The 20,560-nt window shown below is 62.3% G+C and carries 20 protein-coding genes; 13 read left to right on the top strand and 7 right to left on the bottom strand.

What is annotated here, in order from left to right; all coding sequences use genetic code 11:
- The first annotated feature begins 7 nt into the window (after positions 1 to 7).
- Entirely contained in the window at positions 8 to 571 is a 564-nt protein-coding gene (locus tag CI15_RS24405) for a hypothetical protein (protein ID WP_062132401.1), read from the top strand.
- Positions 572 to 701: 130 nt separating this feature from the next.
- On the opposite strand, the gene CI15_RS24410 is transcribed toward CI15_RS24405, so the two are convergent.
- Positions 702 to 1,640, bottom strand: a complete 939-nt coding sequence (locus tag CI15_RS24410) for a LysR family transcriptional regulator (RefSeq protein ID WP_062132404.1) — start codon at positions 1,638 to 1,640, stop codon at positions 702 to 704.
- Positions 1,641 to 1,860: 220 nt separating this feature from the next.
- Here CI15_RS24410 and CI15_RS24415 point away from each other — a divergent pair, with 220 nt between their 5' ends.
- The 4 genes from CI15_RS24415 to CI15_RS24430 all read left to right on the top strand — a co-directional run bounded on the left by CI15_RS24415 (position 1,861) and on the right by CI15_RS24430 (position 8,526).
- A complete protein-coding gene (locus CI15_RS24415; protein ID WP_062134097.1) occupies positions 1,861 to 2,634 on the top strand; it encodes a putative hydro-lyase in 774 nt (257 codons plus the stop codon).
- Between the two features lie 152 nt (positions 2,635 to 2,786).
- Complete coding sequence (locus CI15_RS24420; RefSeq protein WP_062132407.1) at positions 2,787 to 4,094, top strand: MFS transporter; 1,308 nt, start codon at positions 2,787 to 2,789, stop codon at positions 4,092 to 4,094.
- Positions 4,095 to 4,144: 50 nt separating this feature from the next.
- Entirely contained in the window at positions 4,145 to 7,777 is a 3,633-nt protein-coding gene (locus tag CI15_RS24425; protein ID WP_062132410.1) for a hydantoinase B/oxoprolinase family protein, read from the top strand.
- A gap of 83 nt (positions 7,778 to 7,860) precedes the next feature.
- Positions 7,861 to 8,526, top strand: a complete 666-nt coding sequence (locus tag CI15_RS24430; RefSeq protein WP_062132413.1) for a MarC family protein — start codon at positions 7,861 to 7,863, stop codon at positions 8,524 to 8,526.
- Here the strand turns inward: CI15_RS24430 and CI15_RS35665 are convergent.
- The 4 genes from CI15_RS35665 to CI15_RS24440 form a co-directional block, all read right to left on the bottom strand.
- The gene (locus CI15_RS35665; protein ID WP_075643768.1) at positions 8,440 to 8,991 is read right to left on the bottom strand and encodes a universal stress protein; all 552 of its coding nucleotides are present in this window, start codon (positions 8,989 to 8,991) and stop codon (positions 8,440 to 8,442) included. The two genes, CI15_RS24430 and CI15_RS35665, sit on opposite strands and share 87 nt — an antisense overlap.
- A 50-nt stretch (positions 8,992 to 9,041) precedes the next feature.
- Positions 9,042 to 9,203 (bottom strand): hypothetical protein, encoded by a 162-nt coding sequence (locus CI15_RS37035; RefSeq protein ID WP_161950058.1) that lies wholly within the window; start codon positions 9,201 to 9,203, stop codon positions 9,042 to 9,044.
- Positions 9,204 to 9,332: 129 nt separating this feature from the next.
- Positions 9,333 to 9,779: a tellurite resistance TerB family protein gene (locus CI15_RS35670; protein WP_075643769.1), complete on the bottom strand. Its 447-nt coding sequence runs from the start codon at positions 9,777 to 9,779 to the stop codon at positions 9,333 to 9,335.
- Between the two features lie 26 nt (positions 9,780 to 9,805).
- Entirely contained in the window at positions 9,806 to 9,991 is a 186-nt protein-coding gene (locus CI15_RS24440) for a DUF3563 family protein (RefSeq protein ID WP_062134100.1), read from the bottom strand.
- A gap of 269 nt (positions 9,992 to 10,260) precedes the next feature.
- Between CI15_RS24440 and CI15_RS24445 the strand changes: the two genes are divergently transcribed.
- From CI15_RS24445 to CI15_RS24480, 8 genes are all read left to right on the top strand, one after another.
- Positions 10,261 to 10,545, top strand: coding sequence for a hypothetical protein (locus CI15_RS24445; RefSeq protein ID WP_062132419.1), 285 nt, complete (start codon positions 10,261 to 10,263; stop codon positions 10,543 to 10,545).
- Positions 10,546 to 10,635: 90 nt separating this feature from the next.
- Entirely contained in the window at positions 10,636 to 10,905 is a 270-nt protein-coding gene (locus CI15_RS24450) for a hypothetical protein (protein ID WP_153041184.1), read from the top strand.
- A gap of 116 nt (positions 10,906 to 11,021) precedes the next feature.
- Positions 11,022 to 11,219: a DUF4148 domain-containing protein gene (locus CI15_RS24455; protein ID WP_062132425.1), complete on the top strand. Its 198-nt coding sequence runs from the start codon at positions 11,022 to 11,024 to the stop codon at positions 11,217 to 11,219.
- Positions 11,220 to 11,426: 207 nt separating this feature from the next.
- Positions 11,427 to 12,737, top strand: coding sequence for an ATP-binding protein (locus CI15_RS24460; protein ID WP_062132428.1), 1,311 nt, complete (start codon positions 11,427 to 11,429; stop codon positions 12,735 to 12,737).
- A 192-nt stretch (positions 12,738 to 12,929) separates the two neighbouring features.
- Complete coding sequence (locus tag CI15_RS24465) at positions 12,930 to 13,601, top strand: response regulator transcription factor (RefSeq protein ID WP_062132429.1); 672 nt, start codon at positions 12,930 to 12,932, stop codon at positions 13,599 to 13,601.
- Positions 13,602 to 13,957: 356 nt separating this feature from the next.
- Positions 13,958 to 14,791, top strand: a complete 834-nt coding sequence (locus CI15_RS24470; RefSeq protein WP_062132432.1) for a class I SAM-dependent methyltransferase — start codon at positions 13,958 to 13,960, stop codon at positions 14,789 to 14,791.
- A 96-nt stretch (positions 14,792 to 14,887) separates the two neighbouring features.
- Positions 14,888 to 15,715, top strand: coding sequence for an alpha/beta fold hydrolase (locus CI15_RS24475; RefSeq protein ID WP_153041185.1), 828 nt, complete (start codon positions 14,888 to 14,890; stop codon positions 15,713 to 15,715).
- Positions 15,716 to 15,961: 246 nt separating this feature from the next.
- Positions 15,962 to 16,246 (top strand): hypothetical protein, encoded by a 285-nt coding sequence (locus CI15_RS24480; RefSeq protein WP_062134106.1) that lies wholly within the window; start codon positions 15,962 to 15,964, stop codon positions 16,244 to 16,246.
- A gap of 148 nt (positions 16,247 to 16,394) precedes the next feature.
- Here the strand turns inward: CI15_RS24480 and CI15_RS24485 are convergent, their stop codons facing one another.
- Complete coding sequence (locus CI15_RS24485) at positions 16,395 to 18,188, bottom strand: B12-binding domain-containing radical SAM protein (RefSeq protein ID WP_062132435.1); 1,794 nt, start codon at positions 18,186 to 18,188, stop codon at positions 16,395 to 16,397.
- A 593-nt stretch (positions 18,189 to 18,781) separates the two neighbouring features.
- Complete coding sequence (locus tag CI15_RS24490; RefSeq protein ID WP_062132438.1) at positions 18,782 to 20,551, bottom strand: ABC transporter ATP-binding protein/permease; 1,770 nt, start codon at positions 20,549 to 20,551, stop codon at positions 18,782 to 18,784.
- Positions 20,552 to 20,560: the final 9 nt, after the last annotated feature.

Raw genomic sequence — 20,560 nt, forward strand, 5'->3', positions numbered from 1 at the left:
CACCCACATGCAGAAACGATTACTCCCGATTCTTATTGTCAGCGCAAGCACCGCTCTTTTCGGCGGATGCGCCGCCACGCTGCAGACCCAAGACAATCCGTCGTCGGGCGAAAGGACCTCACACGCCGGCATCGTCGTGCCGCCTGCTTCGACCCATACGGTTGTCCTGCGCATGACCGGATCGAAGGTAGCGACGACCTCGTCGGACTGGCCGCGGGTGCAGACGGAATGGCGGGAAGCCATGCAAGGCGCCTCGAACCCGGCAGGACTGACCTTCATCGATGAAACCGCGGGAATGGCAACCCAGAGCGGCGCCGGCACCGTCGTTGACGTCTATGTCGACGATTATCACTTCGTCTCGCAAGGTGCACGGATCGCATTTGGCATCATGACGGGCAATGCCTTCATGCAAGCCAAGGTGACTTTCCGCGATCTGCAGACTGACCAGGTATTCGGGGAGCGCGCCTACAACACCAAGTCTTCGGCATGGGAAGGCATCTTCGCACCGACTACCGACAGGCAGACCCGCGCCATCGTGGCCGATGTCGTCAAGCAGATCAATCCACGCTAACTCATCGCGTAACTACCGGCCTCGGGACAAGCCGGCGTCGTCGACTCGCAAGCTCCTGCCGTTTTCCTTGTCCCACTTTGCTGAACGGCAGGTTGCTGGCCGCATGTCGCCCACTGCAACAGCCGGGCTGTCACAACCGCTCAATCAACCGCCGATCCCCCAACTCACAATATTCATGACACGCCGCCCGCGCCGCATTCGCCGCGCCGTGCACAAAAAGCGGCGCGTCCGCACGCCGGGACATCGACACCACAATGGACGGCGGCGAAGGCTGCAACGGCAGTTCCACCACCTCCCCGCGCGCGATCAAATGATCGACGAACAACCGCGGAATCGCCGCCACCCCGAAGCCGTCACGCACCAGCTGCACGATCACCGAAATCGACGGTGACCCGGTGATGCGCGTATCCGCGAGCGGCACGCCGTTGGCGAGCGCGAGCTTGCTGACGATGTCCTCCAGCGCGCGATGCGGTGCCGTCCCGCGCCCGAATGTCAGGATCGGATGACGCAGCACGCGTTTCGCGAGTCCGCTGCGCGAAAGCGGCAGCAGCCCCACGCGCGCAACCCAGTGCACCGGATAGTTCGCCAGCGCATCGCAGACCACGGATTCCTCGTCGCTGCCTTCCACTCGGATGATCAGATCGAGTTCGCCCGCCATCAAACGCCGCTGCAACACCACACTCACATCCACCGCAAGCTCCACTTCGAGCTGCGGAAAATCGTTCGAGAGTCGTCGCATGTAATCGGCGAGCCAGCTATGCACCACGGTCTCGATCACGCCGAGCCGCAGTTTGCCGCGCATCGCACCTTCATGCGAGGCGGAGGCGGCGGCCTGCAACTGACGCGTCGCCTCGACCACCGCTTTGGCGTAGCCAAGCAGATATTCGCCGTTCGGCGTGAGCCGGAATTCACGACTCTCGCGATCGACGAGCACCGTATGCAATTCGTCTTCCAGGGCCTTCAGACGTTGCGAGATCGCGGCAGGCGTAGCGTGCAGCGCCGTCGCCGTGGTCCGGAAGCTGCGCAGCTTGGCGAGCGTGACGAAGGTTTCGAGAAAGCGTGTGTTCATAGCCCAAAGACAGGTGAGGCTAACGGGTCAGACCGCTCCAAAAAACTCAACGTGATCGGGGAAAACCCGCGATTTCGTTAAGAAATTCTATCCATCAGGCGCAAAGAAAACTAGTTGGCGTAAAAAAATCTTCTTTTCTATGCTTCGCCTGACGGTGACAAAACGCATCGCCGCCACCGCCGATCAACCGACGCAAACCCGCCCGAGCACCGCTGACACCATGACGCCATTCGAATTCCGCCAGGCCGTACGCCATCGCGACTTTCGTGCCCCGACGGCCGGACACTGCGGCGACTATGCGCAAGCCAATCTCGCGATCCTGCCCGCCGCGCATGCGCACGATTTCCTGCGCTTCTGCCATGCGAATCCGAAGCCGTGTCCGCTGCTCGGCGTGGGCGAGCCCGGTGACTTCCGCGTGCCGATGCTCGGGCGCGACATCGACATCCGCACCGACGTCCCCGCCTACAACGTCTATCGCGACGGCAATCTGAGCGAGCGCGTCGAATCGATCGAAGCGCTCTGGCAGGACGATTTCGTCGTGTTCGCGATTGGCTGTTCGTTCTCGTTCGAGCACATGCTTGCGAAGGACGGCATCGGCCTGCGCCATGTCGAAGAAGGCCGCAACGTGCCGATGTACCGCACCACCATCCCGAACCAGCGCGCGGGCGTATTCGGCGGCGAACTCGTCGTGTCGATGCGGCCGCTGCGCGGCGCCGACGCGATCCGCGCCGTGCAGATCACGAGCCGCTTTCCTGGCGTGCATGGCGCGCCCGTGCATATCGGCGATCCGGCGGAACTCGGTATTGCCGATCTGGCGCGCCCCGAGTTCGGTGACGCGGTGACGATCCGCGCCGGCGAACTGCCTGTCTATTGGGCTTGCGGTGTGACGCCGCAAACGGCATTGATGGCCGCGAAGCTGCCGCTCGCTATCGCGCACGCGCCGGGCCACATGCTGATGACGGATATCACCAACGCGTCGCTGGCTATTTTCTGACCGTCCCGGCGGCGCGCGCCGCGCCGTCCCGCAACAAGCGATTCACCACACCTTGAAGCCATCCGGCCGCGCTGCCCGGAGGGAATGACGCATCCCTACGCTCCTGCGTGGCTTCAATCGTTACCGATGCGTCTATCTCACAGGAGCAGCAGATGGACAGCAAGACACTCACGGCAAGCATCGACGAAACCGCCGACCTGCCGGCAACCACGCGAAGCCCGCAACTCTCCTGGTACGCCGAAGCCGGTCCGCGCGCACGGCGCGCGTTCTGGAGCTGCAAGGTCGGCTACATGCTCGACGGCATGGACACCCAGATGCTTTCCTTCGTGATCCCGACGCTCGTCGCCACCTGGGGCATCTCGCTTGCGGACGCGGGCTTCATCGGCACCATGACGCTGCTGTCCTCCGCGCTCGGCGGCTGGATCGCCGGGATTCTTTCCGATCGCATCGGCCGGGTGCGCACGTTGCAACTCACCGTCCTGTGGTTTGCGGTCTTCACGGGCCTGTGCGGCCTCGCTCAAAACTATGGCCAGTTACTCGCGGCCCGCTCGTTGATGGGCTTCGGCTTCGGCGGCGAGTGGACGGCGGGCGCGGTGCTGATCGGTGAAGTGATTCGCGCGCGCGACCGCGGCAAGGCGGTCGGTCTCGTGCAGTCGGGCTGGGCGCTCGGTTGGGGCATCGCGGCCCTGCTCTACGCGGTGCTGTTCTCCACGATGGCCCCTGAATTCGCGTGGCGCGCGTTGTTTCTGATCGGGCTCGTCCCCGCCCTGCTCGTGCTCGTGATCCGCCGCTACGTGAAGGAACCGGAAGTGTTCGAGCAGGCGAGGCTCCAACAGCGCGACGCGCACGACAAGCCGCGCTTCACCGAGATCTTCTCTGCCAGACTGCTCCCGACGACGCTGCGCGCCGCGCTGCTCACGACAGGCGCGCAAGGCGGCTACTACGCGATCACGACCTGGCTGCCGACCTTCCTCAAGACCGAACGTCATCTGACGGTGATGGGCACAGGCGGCTATCTGGCGACGATCATCGTGGGCTCGTATGCGGGCTATCTGTGCAGCGCGTGGCTCACGGACCGCCTCGGCCGCAAGCCGAACTTCATTCTGTTCGCGGTGGGCTCGATGGCGATTGCGTTCGCGTACACGTCGTTGCCGCTCACGAATGCATCGATGCTGTGGCTCGGCTTTCCGCTCGGCTTTTTCGCGTCGGGGATCTTTTCCGGCATGGGCGCATTTCTCACCGAACTGTTTCCGACGCGTGTGCGCGGTTCGGGCCAGGGCTTTTGCTACAACGTCGGCCGCGCAGTCGGAGCGCTGTTTCCGGTGCTGATTGGCGCGCTGTCGAGCCGTTTCGGCCTGGGCACGAGCATCGGCATGTTTGCCGTGGCCGCATACGGCGTGCTGATCATCGCCGCGCTCACGCTGCCCGAGACGCGCGGCCGCGAACTCGAATCGGCCTGATGCTCGCCCGGCGCACTCCCTCACCACTTTCGCATCACGAACACGACACCATGAATCACGCTCACGCCTCCGATGTTTGCACGCCGTCCCGCTGGCAGTTCTGGATCGACCGCGGCGGCACCTTCACCGATATCGTCGGCCGCCGCCCGGACGGCTCGCTCACCACGCACAAGCTGCTTTCCGAGAACCCTGAGCAGTATCGCGATGCGGCCGTCGCCGGGATTCGCCATCTGCTGGGTCTGCGAGCCGGCGAACCCATCACGCCGCGCGACGTCGAGATGGTCAAGATGGGTACGACGGTCGCGACCAACGCGCTGCTCGAACGCAAGGGCGAACCTGTGGCGCTCGTCACCACGCGCGGCTTTCGGGATGTGTTGCGAATCGCGTATCAGAACCGCCCTCGCCTGTTCGATCTCGATATCGCGTTGCCGGAGGCGCTCTATGAGCGCGTCGTGGAAATCGACGAACGCGTGAGCGCGCAAGGCGACGTGGTCGCGCCGCTCGATCGTCCGGCAGCGGAGCGCGCATTGCGTGAAGTCTACGATGCGGGCATCCGTGCGCTCGCGATCGTGCTGATCCACGGCTATCGCCACACGGCCCATGAGAACGAGCTCGCGGCTCTGGCGCGCCGCATCGGCTTCACGCAAATCTCGGTTTCGCACGAAGTATCGCCGCTAATGAAGATGGTTTCGCGCGGCGATACGACCGTGGTCGATGCGTATCTGTCGCCGATCTTGCGCCGGTACGTGGATCAGGTCGCCAGCGAAATGCCGGGCGTGAACCTCCAGTTCATGCAGAGCAGTGGCGGACTGACGCGCGCCGATGTCTTTCAAGGCAAGGACGCGATTCTCTCCGGTCCGGCGGGTGGTATCGTCGGCATGGTGCGCGCGGCACAGGCAGCGGGCTTCGAGCGCGTGATCGGCTTCGACATGGGCGGCACGTCGACGGACGTCTCGCACTTCAATGGCGAATTCGAGCGCGTCTTCGAAACACAGGTGGCAGGCGTGCGGATGCGCGCGCCGATGATGAGCATCCATACCGTGGCGGCAGGCGGCGGCTCGGTGCTTGGCTTCGACGGCGCCCGGCTGCGGGTCGGCCCCGACTCGGCGGGCGCCAATCCGGGTCCCGCGGCGTATCGGCGCGGCGGCCCGCTCGCCGTCACCGACTGCAACGTGATGCTCGGCAAAATCCAGCCCGACTACTTCCCGCGCGTCTTCGGGCCGCACGCGAACGAGCCGCTGGATCGCGAGGTCGTAGTCGAACGCTTTCGGACCCTCGCCGATGAAATCTTCGCGGCAACGGGTCAGCGTCGCACGCCGGAAGACCTCGCGGAAGGCTATCTGGAGATCGCGATCGGTAGCATGGCCAACGCGATCAAGAAAATCTCGGTGCAACGCGGCCACGACGTCTCGCAGTATGTGCTGACGACTTTCGGCGGCGCGGGCGGACAGCATGCCTGTGGTGTGGCCGACGCGCTCGGCATGACGCGGGTCTTCGCGCATCCGCTCGCGGGGGTGCTCTCCGCTTACGGGATGGGGCTCGCGGATCAGACCGCGATGCGCGAGCGGGCGCTCGAAATCGCGCTCGACGCGTCTTCGCTTGCCACGCTGGAAGCCGCACTCGATGCGCTCGCGGCCGCCGCGACCAGCGCACTGCTCGAACAGGGCGTGGACGCCGCGCGTATCACGACTGAGCGTCGCGTGCATCTGCGCTATCAGGGCACCGACTCTGCGCTCGCGGTGCCGGCGGGCAGCGTCGAGACGATGCGCACCGCTTTCGAAGCAGCGTACCGCCAACGCTACGCGTTCCTGATGGCGGAGACGCCGCTCATCGCGGAACTCGCCTCCGTCGAAGCAATCGGCCATTCCGACGCACCCGTCGACGCTGGCAACCTGCCGCGGCGCGCGGCAGGCGACCTACCCCATGCGCAGACGGTCGTGCGCATGTATTCGGGCGGCCGCTGGCATGATGCGTCGCTCTACCAGCGCGACACGCTGTGCGTTGGCGACGTGCTCGACGGGCCGGCGATCATCGCTGAAAAGAACGGCACGACCGTAGTCGAACCGGGCTGGCAGGCGGCACTGACGGAGCAAGGCAATGTGGTGATGACGCGCGTGCAACCGCTGCCGACACGCCGCTCGATCGGCACCGAAGCCGATCCTGTGCGCCTCGAGATATTCAACAATCTGTTCATGTCGATTGCCGAGCAGATGGGCTTGCGTCTGCAAAACACCGCTTATTCGGTGAACATCAAGGAGCGTCTCGACTTCTCGTGCGCGATCTTCGATGCCGCGGGCAATCTGATTGCGAACGCTCCGCACATGCCCGTGCATCTGGGATCGATGGGCGAGAGCATCAAGACCGTCATCGAGCGAAATCGCGGCGCGATGCGCGACGGCGACGTGTACATGCTCAACGATCCGTATCACGGCGGCACGCATTTGCCCGACGTGACGGTCATCACACCGGTGTTCGCCGACGCTTCGGCCGAACCGCTCTTCTACGTCGGCTCACGCGGCCATCATGCGGATATCGGCGGAATCACGCCCGGATCGATGCCGGCTGCCTCTTCGCATATCGAAGAAGAAGGCGTGTTGATCGATAACTGGCAACTCGTCTCGGCGGGCGCGCTGCGCGATGTCGAAACCCGTGCGCTGCTCGCGTCGGGCCGCTATCCGGCGCGCAACGTCGCGCAGAACATGGCCGATCTGCGCGCGCAGATCGCGGCGAACCAGAAAGGCGTGGACGAGTTGCGCCGCATGGTCGCGCAATTCGGCCGCGACGTGGTACTCGCCTTCATGCAACACGTGCAGGACAACGCCGAAGAAGCGGTGCGCCGCGTGATCGGCGCGCTCAAGGATGGCGCGTACCGCTACGAGCTCGATAACGGCGCGGTGATCGAGGTTGCCATTCGCGTCGATGCGACGACGCGCAGCGCGACCGTCGACTTCAGCGGCACTTCCGGACAACTGCCGAACAACTTCAATGCGCCGAAGGCAGTCTGCATGGCAGCCGTGCTCTATGTGTTCCGCACGCTCGTCGGCGATGACATCCCGCTCAACGCGGGTTGTCTGAAGCCGTTGTCGGTGATCGTCCCGGACCGCTCGATGCTCAATCCGGTCTATCCGGCAGCGGTGGTCTCCGGCAACGTGGAGACGTCGTCCGCGATTACGAATGCGCTCTATGGTGCGCTGGGCATCGTGGCGTCGAGTCAGGGCACGATGAACAACTTCACGTTCGGCGACGCGCGCTACCAGTACTACGAGACGATCGCAGGCGGCAGCGGCGCGGGCGAAGGTTTCAGCGGCGTCGATGCAGTCCAGACGCATATGACCAACTCGCGTCTGACCGATCCCGAAGTACTCGAATGGCGCTATCCCGTGCGGCTCGAATCGCACCTGATCCGCGCGGAGTCGGGTGGCGCCGGACGTTGGCGCGGCGGAAACGGTGCGATCCGGCGCATCCGCTTTCTCGCACCGATGACCGCTTCGATTCTTTCGAACAACCGCATTCACGCGCCCTTCGGCGCGGCAGGTGGAGGCGCGGGAAGGCGTGGCAGCAATCGCGTCGAGCGCGCGGGCGGCGAGATCGTCGCATTGGGCCATATCGCCAGTGTCGAGATGGCCGCGGGCGACGTGTTCGTGGTGGAGACGCCAGGGGGCGGGGGTTTCGGGGAAGCGTAATCCAGTACCCAGCGAAGCGCTTTTGTCCGGTAGCCCATAGCTCGAGATTGCTATTATTCTGGCTGGCTACCGGATTCCCCATCATGCTTCACGAGCTGACCGCGACTGTACTGCTGATTGTCACCGCGCTGTTGCCGATCATCAACCCTCCGGCAGCCGGCTTTATCGTCCTCAGCCTGGTGCCGCACGCGTCACCAGCCGAACGTGCGGAACTGGCTCGCCGCGTCGCGATCAACAGCTTTGTGATCTTGCTGGTGTCGCTTTCGATCGGCGCCTATCTGTTGTCGTTCCTCGGCATTTCCATTGCCGTGCTGCGCGTCGCGGGCGGTGTCGTGATTGCCTCGGCCGGCTGGAACCTGTTGCAGGCGTCGGATGACGAGAGCGAGGACGTCGCGAAGCAGGAAGCACTCAGTGCCCGCGAGGACTCGCTGCGCCGCAAAGCGTTCTATCCATTGACCATGCCGGTGACGGTCGGCCCGGGTGCGATATCCGTCGCGATTGCACTCGGCACCGGCTCGCCGCGCGCAGGTTTGCAACCGGTTCATTTCATCGGTGTCGGCGTGGCGCTGGCGCTGGTGTGCGTCAGCATCTATCTGTGCGTACGTTTCTCTGGCCATATCGCGCGGCTGCTCGGCCCCTCCGGTGTCCAGATCGCGATGCGGTTATTCGCGTTCGCGATCTTCTGCATTGGCGTGCAGATTTTCTGGCTGGGCCTGGCCGAACTGCTCAACTCGGTGCATTTTCATTGACCTCGCCTGCCGCGCCTTCGGCACGCAAGGCGGAGTGATCACCAGCACAGGGCAAGTACTGCGACGCACGACGTCCTTCTGTACGTTCTGCAAATAGAGGCGGAACCATCCCGGATCGCGGCTGCCGAGGATCACGAGATCCGCGCCAAGCTCGCGGGCGGTCTGGGCGATCACCTGCCCGACCGTGCCACCGCAGGAAGGCAACCTCCGCATTTGCGCCTCGCCCTGACATTGCGCTTCGTCCAGAACGCGGCTCGTGCGGTCGACCACGGTGCGTCCGTGCGCTTCGAACGCTTCCAGCATGCCGTGGAACTCGTCATCGGCCAGTGCGGGAAAATGCCGTAGCGGGTCGACCACGTGAAGTCCGGTGACGCGAGCACCGGATTCCCGTGCGATCTCGATGGCGGACTTCAATGTCGTCAGATCCGGTTTGAGACCTACCGCGACGAGAATATGTTTGTACATTTCAAGACTCCTTAATTCGTGTAGTGCATGCATGCGTGAATTTGAAGCGTTCAGCGAGCGGCGTGGATCGACCGGCTCGCCTTCCAATGTCTGGCGATGTGCTTTTGCGCGATTGCGAATTGACCGATCAGCAACGTGAAGAAGGCACCGGTGACCGCCGCGCTCAGCACAGCGAGCGATACATCGATCAGAAAATCGAGCACTTCGATCATGATGCGTCTCCTCTCCCGTCGGTGATGCGACACAGGTCTCGACGCCGTGATCGGCTGAGTGCATCGCTCCAATGCAGTGAATCGTATCGATCGAGACTTAGCGATGAATGAGTGCGCCGTTTCGGCGGCTCATCGGCGCCCAGCAAAACCGAGGCTGATCACCTCGCGTGGACGTGCCCGATCCGCCTGTGCAGGCCACCCCCACGCGGTGCACAACAGGTGCAAAAATCTGGCCTCTCCGGCGGAGATGTGTTTGTCCGCGTGGATGGCTTCCTCGCATAGCCAGATGACGTCACGCCGCATTTGCCCGTCTCGCACGTCGGCCGCAAGTTGGCCGACGACGGCGGGATCAAGCCTGCACGCGTCGCCCCAATTCAGGTGCGCGGCACAGCTCAGGTCTTCGCACAGCGTCTGCACGACGGCCAGAAACTGACGCGGTTGCAACGACAATCGTTGCTCGATGCCGTGGCGATCGAGTGCTTCGATCTCATCGGCTCCTGCGTGTCCATCGGATAGCAGGCAAGCCGCGACGATGCGTGCGGCCGCTTCAGGGCTGTTGCATGGATAGTGACGCATGGCAATTCTCCTTGTCCGTTGCTCGTTCACAGCTCGTTCTCGCGCGGCATGACGCTCGCGTGCAGACTGAACGGATAGCTGCCGTTATCGAGGTGACGCATGCGACGTTCGAGATCCACGAGATCGGACGAGGACGCCAGATACGCTTCGCGTTCGTCGAAGTGAGAAGGCGAGAAAAACGTGTGCAGCTTTTCAGAAAATGCGGCAAACATGATGTGCTCCTTGCGTGGCGCGACGCCTATCGGGCCGGCGGTCCGCATCGTCGCTTCAGTGCGATGCCTGCCACACGCGTTGTTTCGCGCCTGACCTGAGGTTCGAACTCGAACCTGCGCATCGACGGTCGAATCGTAGGCGCGGTGAATTAGGTGGAAATGAGGTCTGTGCGTAGCCCCCGTTGCTCATTCTTTCCTCATTCTCGGCGGCCAGAATGCCTCTCAACCGATGCGGCCGACTCGCCGCACCGGAGGTCAAGGAGAAAAAAATGAAAGCGATTCGCCAGGCGGTAGTCGCCGCCGCACTAAGCGTTGGCCTTGTGAGTGTTGCCGAGGCTCATGTGTTCGTCGGTTTCGGCATCACGGCGCCGGTGATGCCCGTGGTGCCGGTGGTGACAGCGGTGCCCGTCGCACCCGTGCCGGTTTATGCACCGCCGCCTGCGTATTACGCTCCGCCGCCGCCCGTCTATGTGCCGCCCGTGGTGGTCGGCTACTACGGACACCCGGGCTGGGGATACCGGCACTACGGATATGGGTACGCCTATTGGCGCTAGCGCGGACAGCCGCGCCACGCTGAAACATGCGCGACGGACAGCTGAAACCCCCGAGCACCCGACATTCATCAAGACCATGGAGCATGCATCATGAAGCAAAGACATATGACGCTGGTCGCCGCAACCGCCCTCGGGCTGTCCGCTATATCGGGCTGTGCGGTCGCCGACGATGGCTATTTCATGAGCCGCCATCCGAACATCGAGGCAGCGGACTTCAACGCGCAGCAAGCCATCGAACGGATGCGAGCGGCGCAACTGGCGAATGACTACGACATGGGCGGCCACGCTGGACGTGCGATCCAGTTGATGCGCGAGGCGCGCTACGAAATGCAGGCTGCCGCCGAAGCGGCGACCCGCTGAGCGGCCTCCCAACGGCTGCTCATTCTTCGCTAATTGTTCTTCTTTACAGTGAGGTCCATGGCGGAAAACGCCTGACTCACCGAATCACCTGCTGATACCCGAAGGAGGGAAACATCGTGAAATCACTGATCCGAACCGCTGCCGTTACCGTGCTGCTTGCGCTGCCGATCGCTTCGTTCGCCCAGTCGCATCGGCCTGCGACACGCGCGCAACAACAGACTCAAGTCACGCCACTCGAACAGGCCGGCTACAACGGCGCTGAGATTGATTCGCCCCACGACCTTGGGTTGAATTCGATCTATACCAAGCACTGAGCGATGGTCGGAGCCGATCACCACCGCTCGTTGCGAAAGGGGGAGCGCAACAAAGGGTCCCCCGCTGTCTTTCGGACGCCAGAAGGCCCCTGGGTGCAGGTGTAGAATCGCCCGAAAAAAACGCCTGTCTCATCCGCCTTCGAGTGGCACGGGTTGGCCAGGCGTCCGCGAATCCGTCCTTCGACGATGCACGCTTTCTGCGCCTCTATGATCAAGTCTCTACGAAACCAGCTTGTCCTTGCGCTATGCGTGCTGGCCAGCATCGTCGGCGTGGTGCAAGGCGTCAGTTCGTATCAACTGTCGAAGGCGGGCATGAGCGCCTTGCTCGATCTTCGGCTCGAACAGGTTGCCACCCGCATGCGCGCCGGTTTCGCGGAATCGCTCCCCAGCATCCCCGCGCGCGGTTCACAGTCGGAACGCGACATTGTCATTACGATCTGGAAAGACGAGCAGGCCACGCCTTACCGCTCGACCGAACCGTCCCTGCCGCTGCCCCGCGACGCACCGGCGGGCTTCGTGACGACCGCCGTGGGCGGCGACGAGTGGCGCATCTACACGCTGCGTGAGCCGTCGATGGTCATTCAGGTCGCGCAGCGTTCGGCGGTGCGGCATGAGCTGACGACAGAACGTGCGGTCAATACGCTCTGGCCGATGGTCGTACTCGTGCCGCTGGTGTGGATTGCCGTGCTGCTGGTCGTACGCCGCTCGTTGCGCAAGTTGAACAGCCTGGGGGCTCAGGTGCAGGCGATGGACGTCAGCCACTTTCAGCCCTTGTCGACAACGGGCGTGCCGATCGAAATCCGTCCTTTTGTCGATTCGATCAATCTGATGATCGAGCGGCTTGCACAATCGATCGAGTCGGAGCGAAAGTTCATTTCCGACGCCGCCCACGAACTGCGCACGCCGCTCACCGCACTTCAATTGCAGGCGGACAATCTGCAGCCGCATATCGCACCACGCAACCAGGAGCGCTTTCGCGAATTGCGTAGTGGCATTACCCGCAGCGGAGGTCTGATCGCGCAACTGCTACGGCTGGCGCGCGCCGATGCGGCTCTGCAAGCCGAGATGGTGACGCGCGTCGAGGTGGGCGCCGTGGTCGTCGCCGCAGTGGCCGAAGTATTGCCGATCGCGATGAAGCGTGGCATCGATATCGGCGCCGACGAAATGGCGAGCGCGTTTGTCCAGGCGGTCGAAGCCGACGTCGGTATTGCGGTGCGCAATCTGGTCAGCAACGCGATCCGTTACACGCCGGACGGCGGACAGGTCGATCTGAGCGTCCAGGTACGTGACGACATGGTCTGGATCGACGTGACCGATACCGGGCCCGGCATGGCGGAAGAACTGCTGCCGCGCGCGTTCGACCGTTTCTTTCGGGCAAACACGCAGATCGAGGGCAGCGGCCTGGGATTGTCGATCGTCAAAGCGATCGCGACTAAATACGGCGGTTCGGCGAGTCTTCGCAATCGCCATGATGGCCAGTCGGGGATCGTCGCATCGGTCGGATTTCCGTCGGCCTAGCAGGCGGCGTCAAGCAACCGTCTGGATGGCGCGCGCCATGAGTCCCGTGGCAGCGCGCCGCGTGTCAGCTATGATGTGATCCAGTGGCCCGTGCCCGCGTGACGGCAGCACTAACGGGCTCCTCCCTGGCACTCGTGTTTCGTTCCTCGTGCCGCGGCCAACGACATCAATCGTCGCTGTGGAATCGACATCATGCGAGTTCTACTGGTTGAAGACGACCTGCAGATCGGACAAAGCCTGCTGCGTGCGTTGCAGGATGCGGACTACAGCGTCGATTGGGTGCGCGACGGCAACGCCGGCAGCGCCGCGATCGCGACTGCGGACTACACGGTCGTGCTGCTGGATCTCGGCCTGCCTGGCATGAGCGGGATCGATCTGCTGAAAAACTCGCGAGCGGCCGGCAACAAGGTGCCGGTGCTGATTCTGACTGCGCGCGACGATCTGGAGGCTCGTGTGCAAGGTCTCGACGTCGGCGCCGACGACTACGTCCTGAAACCCTTCGACGTGCCCGAACTGCTTGCCCGCATTCGCGCGGTATTGCGCCGCAAGGCGGGTTATGCGGTGTCGCGACTCGGCGACGATTCCCTCAATCTCGATCTCGACAAACGCACGTTATGTTGCAATGGCGTGACCTTGGTGCTATCGGCGCGCGAGTTCGCGTTGATGCTGGCGTTTCTCGAGCGCCCCGGCACGATTCTGTCGCGCGATCAGCTCGAAGACCGCCTATACGGCTGGGGTAAGGAAGTCGAGAGCAACGCGGTCGACGTGCTCATTCATTCGGTGCGCAAGAAGTTCGGGCAGTCGGTGATCCGCAATGTGCGCGGGCTCGGCTGGACCGTGATGCTGGGCGACGCCAGGGATTGAGGGTTGGGGTGACATGCTCGGATCGAGCAATTGTTCCTGGCTAGTTCCACGGCAGGAAGGTAGCGCACAAATCTTCGTGACTTCCCCGACAACACGCCATGGCACAGTTAAGACGGTGTTTAGATAAACCGCGCCTGCGAGGCACATCACACGAAAAACATCTGAGTAAGCATTCAGGAGATCGCCTATCAGTTTCGGCGTCCTGCGCAAAAAATCTGGACGCTCGGTCATTCCTCAATACGACATGCGTGCTGATACTGGCACTCACGCCGCTGCAGCAAAGAACGATTCAACGCCAAATATGCAGCGCGGCCACGCGCTTGCGTCGCGCATCCATCGCTTTTGAGGAGTTCTCCATGTCCACTGTAGATTCCGCTTCCCCATCCGTTGCAGACTTCGCCGCCGTCAAGGGCCGCCAGCAGGCCGCATGGTCGACAGGCAACTACGCCGTGGTCGGCACCACGCTTCAGATCGTCGGTGAGAACCTCTGCGAAGCGCTCGACGTGCGCGCCGGCAGTCGCGTACTGGACGTCGCCGCAGGAAACGGCAACGCGACGCTCGCCGCCGCGCGCCGCTGGTGCGACGTAACGTCGACTGACTACGTTGCTGCGCTGCTCGATTCGGGCCGGGCGCGAGCGCAAGCGGAGGGGCTCACCGTGCAGTTCCAGGAGGCGGACGCTGAAGCGCTGCCCTTCGCCGATGCCACATTCGACATCGTGATGTCGACCTTCGGCGTGATGTTCACGCCCAACCAGGAAAAAGCCGCCGTTGAACTCGTGCGCGTATGCAAGCCTGGCGGACGGATCGGCCTCGCCAACTGGACGCCGGACAGTTTCATCGGGCAGTTGTTCAAGACGATCGGCAAGTACATTCCGCCGCCGACAGGCGTGAAGTCGCCAGCGCTCTGGGGCACGAAGGCGCGCCTGGAAGCGCTGTTCGGCGACCGTGCGCGGAAGATCACCGCGATCAACCGCGATTTCGTGTTCCGCTATCGCTCGCCGGCGCATTTCATCGACGTGTTCCGCACGTTTTATGGGCCGATGAACAAGGCGTTTGCGGCCCTCGATGGCGAGCCGCAGGCGGCGTTTCATCGCGATCTGATGGCATTGATCGAGAGCCGTAACCGCTCGAACGACGCGACACTCGTCCTGCCTAGCGAGTATCTCGAAGTCGTGATTGAACGACGCTGAATGCGTGAAGGCGGGTTGTCGTCGATGCCGCCGAAGCTCTCGCACCGACGCCCCGGTCATCGCAAGCCATCCGCGCCACACGGCGCCCCAGACTCCATGAACGACATGAATACCACGGCCCTAGCGCAAATCTTCTCATCGACCGAGCCGGTAATTGCACTTCATTGCTCCGGCTCGGGTTCGGCGCAATGGCGAAAGCTCAGCGATGCGCTTGGCTCGCGTCACGAGTTCATCGCCCCTGAGCATTACGGCTGCGAGAGCACGGGCCCGTGGAGCGGCGAGCGCGCCTTCACACTCGCCGACGAGGCAGCGAGAACCGTCGGAATCATCGACGCCTCGTGCGCAAAGGTACATCTCGTAGGTCACTCTTATGGCGGTGGCGTGGCGTTGCGTGCAGCGCTCGAGCGCCCCCAGCGCGTCGCAAGTCTGACGCTTTACGAACCATCGGCGTTTCATCTGCTCAAGACGATGGGGTCGTACGGGGCGCACGCGCTTGCAGAGATCATCGCGATTTCGAAACGCACCGCAGACAGCGTGAGTTGTGGCGACTATCGGGGGGCCGCAGCATCATTCGTTGACTACTGGGGCGGCCGGGGTGCGTGGCAAGCACTGCGACCGTCCGTGCAGGCCGCACTCACGCGCTGGGCTCCTAAGGCGCCTCTCGACTTCCGTGCACTGATCGATGAGCGTACGCCCGCAAGCGCGTACACCGCTTTGCGTATTCCGGTGTTAATCATGCGTGGTCAACACGCGCCCGTTCCGACTCGCGCGATTGCAGAGCATTTGCCGATGTTGTTACCAGCAGCGCGTCTCGCTGTGGTCGAGGGTGCGGGACATATGGGACCTGTCACGCATGCCGACAAGGTCAACGCGGCCATCGTGCGGCATATTGCCGAGGTCGACTCGACGATCTGTACCAGCTAACAGATCACTCAACGACCATGTGCATTCGATAAGCCTGCTTCTTGCAGTGTTACCCGACATCTTGCAACGGGCAAGCTCCGTCCGAATTCGCCAGCGTGAATGCTATCTTCAGGGAGAAAAATGGTCTGGTAAGACCTAAACTACTATCCAACGCAGCCAGTTTGCGATACTGGTCAGTGCCCCTAGGCCAAGACTCAATTGACGCGGGGCGTACATCGGCTGCCGCAGCCCCTGGGGAAAATGTTCATGAAGACACTGATACTACTGGCATGCGTAATGCTGTCCGCGAACGCGTTTGCAGAATGTGCCAGGAACGCCCGTGGCGAGACGGTCTGCGGCAACGGACAGACGGCCGGCGGCTATAACCGCAGCACGGGTACAGCCTGGACGTCGCAGACGAATCAGAATGGTGTGCACACGACACAGACCAACCGGGGCGGCGAGGCGCAGACGATGAACGGCAAAGGCGTGGTTCACGGCGCCGACGGAAAAACCTGCTACCGGACCGCGAACAGTCACGGTTGCAACTGACGACCGTTCGGCACCCATTGTCACATTCACCTCAATGGCCCGCTGCGAGTACCGAACATCAGTCGTTCGTGCTGTTACCGCGACAAGACTGATCGACTGTTTCGTGCCGCATGTGCAGTAGGAAAACTGCATGACATGGTCGACGACATCACGCCGCAGACGGACCCGATGAGCGGATGGCGACACGCCGGTGATGGACAGCCAGCGCTGCCTCGCCGCCGCTCGTGGCGTGAAAGAGCCCAAGCTGCTCGAACTCCTCTTCCTGCAGCGGCGCGATGGCGATATCCGTGTAGGCGTAACGTTCCGGTGCCTTCAGGACTTCTCTGAGGATAGCCTCTGTCCTGAGGTAGAAGCGCAGATATTTTGTCATCTTGACAGCGGTCTCACCCCAGTAGCGCGGATAGAAGCGAAGCGGCGATTCGACCGGTAGCCCCCAACGGCGATCACGGCGGTGTTTCATCCGCAGGGCGCCCCCTTCGAGCGGATGCACACCCTCGTGTTCGATCATCAGTCTGAACCAGGCGATCGTACGCATGATCGTCTTCGGTCGGCCGTTCGGGATCTGCGCTGCCCGCTTCACGATCGTGCGGATGTGCTCGTAGGTGTAGAACGCGCTCCATGCGCACCGATACGCTTCTTCCCATTCAGCGTCCGACATTTTCGGGTGGTGCGTGACCCGGTGGTTGGTGTCGTATTTGTTGATGTCCGGGTCCATCCATTCACCGTTCCTTACCATCGTCTGATGATCCTCGGAGCCTGGAAGTGGGGTGAGCACGAAGAATTCGATAATGTCGATGGGCAATTCACGCTTGATGATCTCGATGTCGCGCAGGATCGATTCTTTCGTGTCCGCCGGGAATCCGATGATATAGCCAGCGTAAGTAATCGCGCCGTGGGCGCGCCACTTCTGCAACATGGCGCGGTATTCGGTGATCTTGTTCTGCCGCTTCTTGGCCGCGATCAGATTCTCGGGATTGATATTCTCAAGCCCGATGAACACGCGTCGCACACCTGCGCGCGTTGCCTTCTCGATGAAGTCTGGAATCTTGTGACAGAGCGTGTCGACCTGGATCGTGAAGCCGCAGTGAATGCCTTCCTTTTCCCGAAGTTCGATGACGCGGTCGAGAAGGATCTCCCAGTCCTGGTTGCGCGCGAAATTATCATCCGTGACGAAAAACCGGTTGATGCCCTGCGTTGCGTTCTGGCGGATGATCTTCTCGAGATCGTCGGGGGTGCGAAAGCGACTCTTGTGTCCCTGCACGTTGATGATGGTACAAAACGAGCACTGATATGGGCAACCACGACCGAGGTCAACCGAGGTATAGGTCCCTGCCGTGCGTTCGATATGCTTGCGCGGCAAGAAGGGCTGGGGAGCACCTTCGAGCGAAGGTTTCGTCTCCATGAAGTTATACAAGGGCTTCATTGCACCATTCCACGCGTCGAGAAGGACTTCATCGAGACGCCCTTCCTCGGCCTCCCCGGCGAAGAGCGCCACACCCATTGCTTGTGCTTCCTTAAGTTCAGCGGGCATCTCGGGCAGCATGGAGATGCAGCCGGAAACGTGGAAGCCACCGATCGCAACTGGCAAGCCCGCGGCACGGAACTGACGGGCGAGGTCGAGTGCGCGCGGGTACTGATTCGACTGCACGCCGACCAGACCAATCATCGATCTTCCGCCTTTTGCCTTCAGGTCACGAATGATGCGCTCCGGCCACACTCGCTGGTTGGTTTCGTCGCATGTTTCGATCTCGAAGTGGACGCCAGGGCCAAGCAGCATTCGCTTTCGCGCATCATCAGCGAGCGCATACATACAAGCGAGTGTATTGGAGGGCATGACCGAGCGGAGCCACTGGATCGGGTAGCCGTCGTCGTCGTAATGGGTTGGCTTGATGAGGACGAGAGAGAAGCGGCAACTGTCCGAAACCGAGTAGGTCGTGTCCATAGTCTGCTCTGCATCCTTGTCTGGAAGTCACAAAACCGTGGACATCGTCCGTCGTCAAAGATCGGAGATGGATCGTGAACTGGCAAGCAGTACAACAACCCGCATCCTACGCGCCTGGCCCTCTGTTGTGTTTACATTGCCGCAGGCGCCAGGTTTCGAGGATTGAGAACTATGACATGGCGGGCTTCGTGGCGAGTTGCCGCGCCAATCGTGTGACGTCGCATGTGCATCGAGCAGTGGTCCCTACTGACGCAGACGGCCTACAACTACCTGACGCCACCGACGCCGACCTTGCCGCGCCCGGCCTTGAAATGAGGCACACGGGAACGTAGCCTCTTCCTGGAGCCGGCCGTCAACGTAACGTGCTCCGCAGGGTAGCGGGTTGTCTTATGCGGCGCGGCCTGAAAGGCGGGATGGCCCGGATCGTTGCGATTGATAGCTGCCATAACTGGAACCTCCTCAGAGGATTCTATGCCGAAGCGGCACGGGGTTATGCCGCATTCCTGAATATGTTCGCCTGAGCGCAGGTTCCGAATTGCGACGGACATTCGCCCACCGTCGTAGGTCGGCTCGTGCCGGGCCTAAGACCCCGCTCACGCCGACGGCAATCGGGCATATGCCACCGTGTGCACGCGCGCACTCGCGATATCGAGCGTCTCCTGGTGGAACTCTGCGAGCGACTTGCCATGCGTGACACTGACGATCGCCGCATCTGGCAGTCGTTCAGTCAGCAGGTGATACAGATGCGCTTCGTTCTCATGGTCGAGCGCACTCGTGGCTTCGTCGAGGAACAGATAGTCCGGCTTGTGCATCAGCACGCGCGCTACCGCGAGCGACTGCTGCTCACCGGGAGAAAGAACGCGCCACCAGTCACTGGATTCGTGCAATCGGTCAGCGTAGGCTGCAAGACCGCACAAACGCAGCGTCTCGCAACATTCCTCGTTGCTGAAGTTGGCGGTCACTGCGGGGTAGGTCAGCACGGTCTTCAAGGTCCCAACCGGCAGGTAGCTCTGCTGCGGGACGAACATCATGCGCGCATTCACAGGTGTGTCCACAGAACCGCTTCCGAACGGCCAGAGACCAGCCAGCGCACGCAACAGCGTGCTTTTGCCCGAGCCGGACGACCCGCGCACGAGCCAGCGCGAACCGGGCTTGACGGCAACGTCGCGCACGCTCGCGAGCGTCTCGCCGTTGGGCAGCGCAAGCGTGAGCTCGTGCGTGGCGAACTGGCTCTCGCCGACGTAGCGCCGGTGGATGCCGACATGCCCGATTGCGGGCGACACCGATCCAGTCAGATGAGGTAGCTGCGTGACGCGCCTGAACTCGCGCAGACGGTCCACCGTTGCGCGCCATTCGACCAGCGTGTCGTAATTGTTGATGAACCACGAAAGCGACTCGCTAACCGAACCGAATGCGTCGGCGATCTGCATCAGCGTGCCGAAACTGAACACCCCTGCGAAATATTGGGGCGATGCCACTGCGATCGGAAAGATGTCGGCGATCTGACCGTAGAAATTGAGCACGAAGCTGTAACGCCGCGTGTACTTCATCACACGCCACCAGTTGTCGCGAATCCGGCCGAACAGGTCCTGGGCGTTCGACGCCTCGGCCCGCATACCGTCGTAGAAAGCAATCTGCTCGGCGTTTTCGCGCACACGGATCAGGCCAAACCGGAAATCCGCCTCGACGCGCTGCATCTGGTAGTTGATCGACACAAGCGGGCGACCGACCTTGTTCGTCAGAAGCGAGCCGGCAATCGCATAGATGATGGCGGCCCAGAGCATATAGCCGGGAATCTGGAAGGGCGTGCCACCCATCGTCAGTGTCAGCGCGCCAGCCGTGCTCCATAGGACGATCGAGAACCAGACGAGTGTCTCGAGCGTCGAGAGCAGGTCAAGTGCGAGCGAAAGTGTGATGTTGGCGAATAAATCGAGGTCGACGGCGAGCCGTTGATCAGGATTGTCGATGAGGCGGTCGCGTTCGATGCGGTAGAAGGTGCCGTCGCCCAGCCATGCCTCGAGATAGCGTGTGGTCAGCCATTGGCGCCACCGGAAACCAAGCATCTGCCGCAGATAACGGTTGTAGACGGAAATGGCGACGAACGCGAACGCGAGCGCACTGAAGAGCAGCATCAGTTGCGGGAATTCGCGGAGGTTCCTGTCTTCGAGGGCGTTGTAGAAGTCGCGATTCCACGTGTTCAAGCGGGCATTGATGCCGACCAGAAGCAGATCCATGACGATGATCGCGATCAGCAGGCCCCACGCTGTTCGGCGTTCCTCGGAGACCCAGTACGGTCTGATCAGGCTCCAGGCCGAGATTTCGTCTGGTTGACCGGATCCAGGCTCGGAAGACGGATTGCTCATGAACGCCCC

The sequence above is a fragment of the Paraburkholderia monticola genome, assembly GCF_001580545.1.
GTDB lineage: Bacteria > Pseudomonadota > Gammaproteobacteria > Burkholderiales > Burkholderiaceae > Paraburkholderia > Paraburkholderia monticola.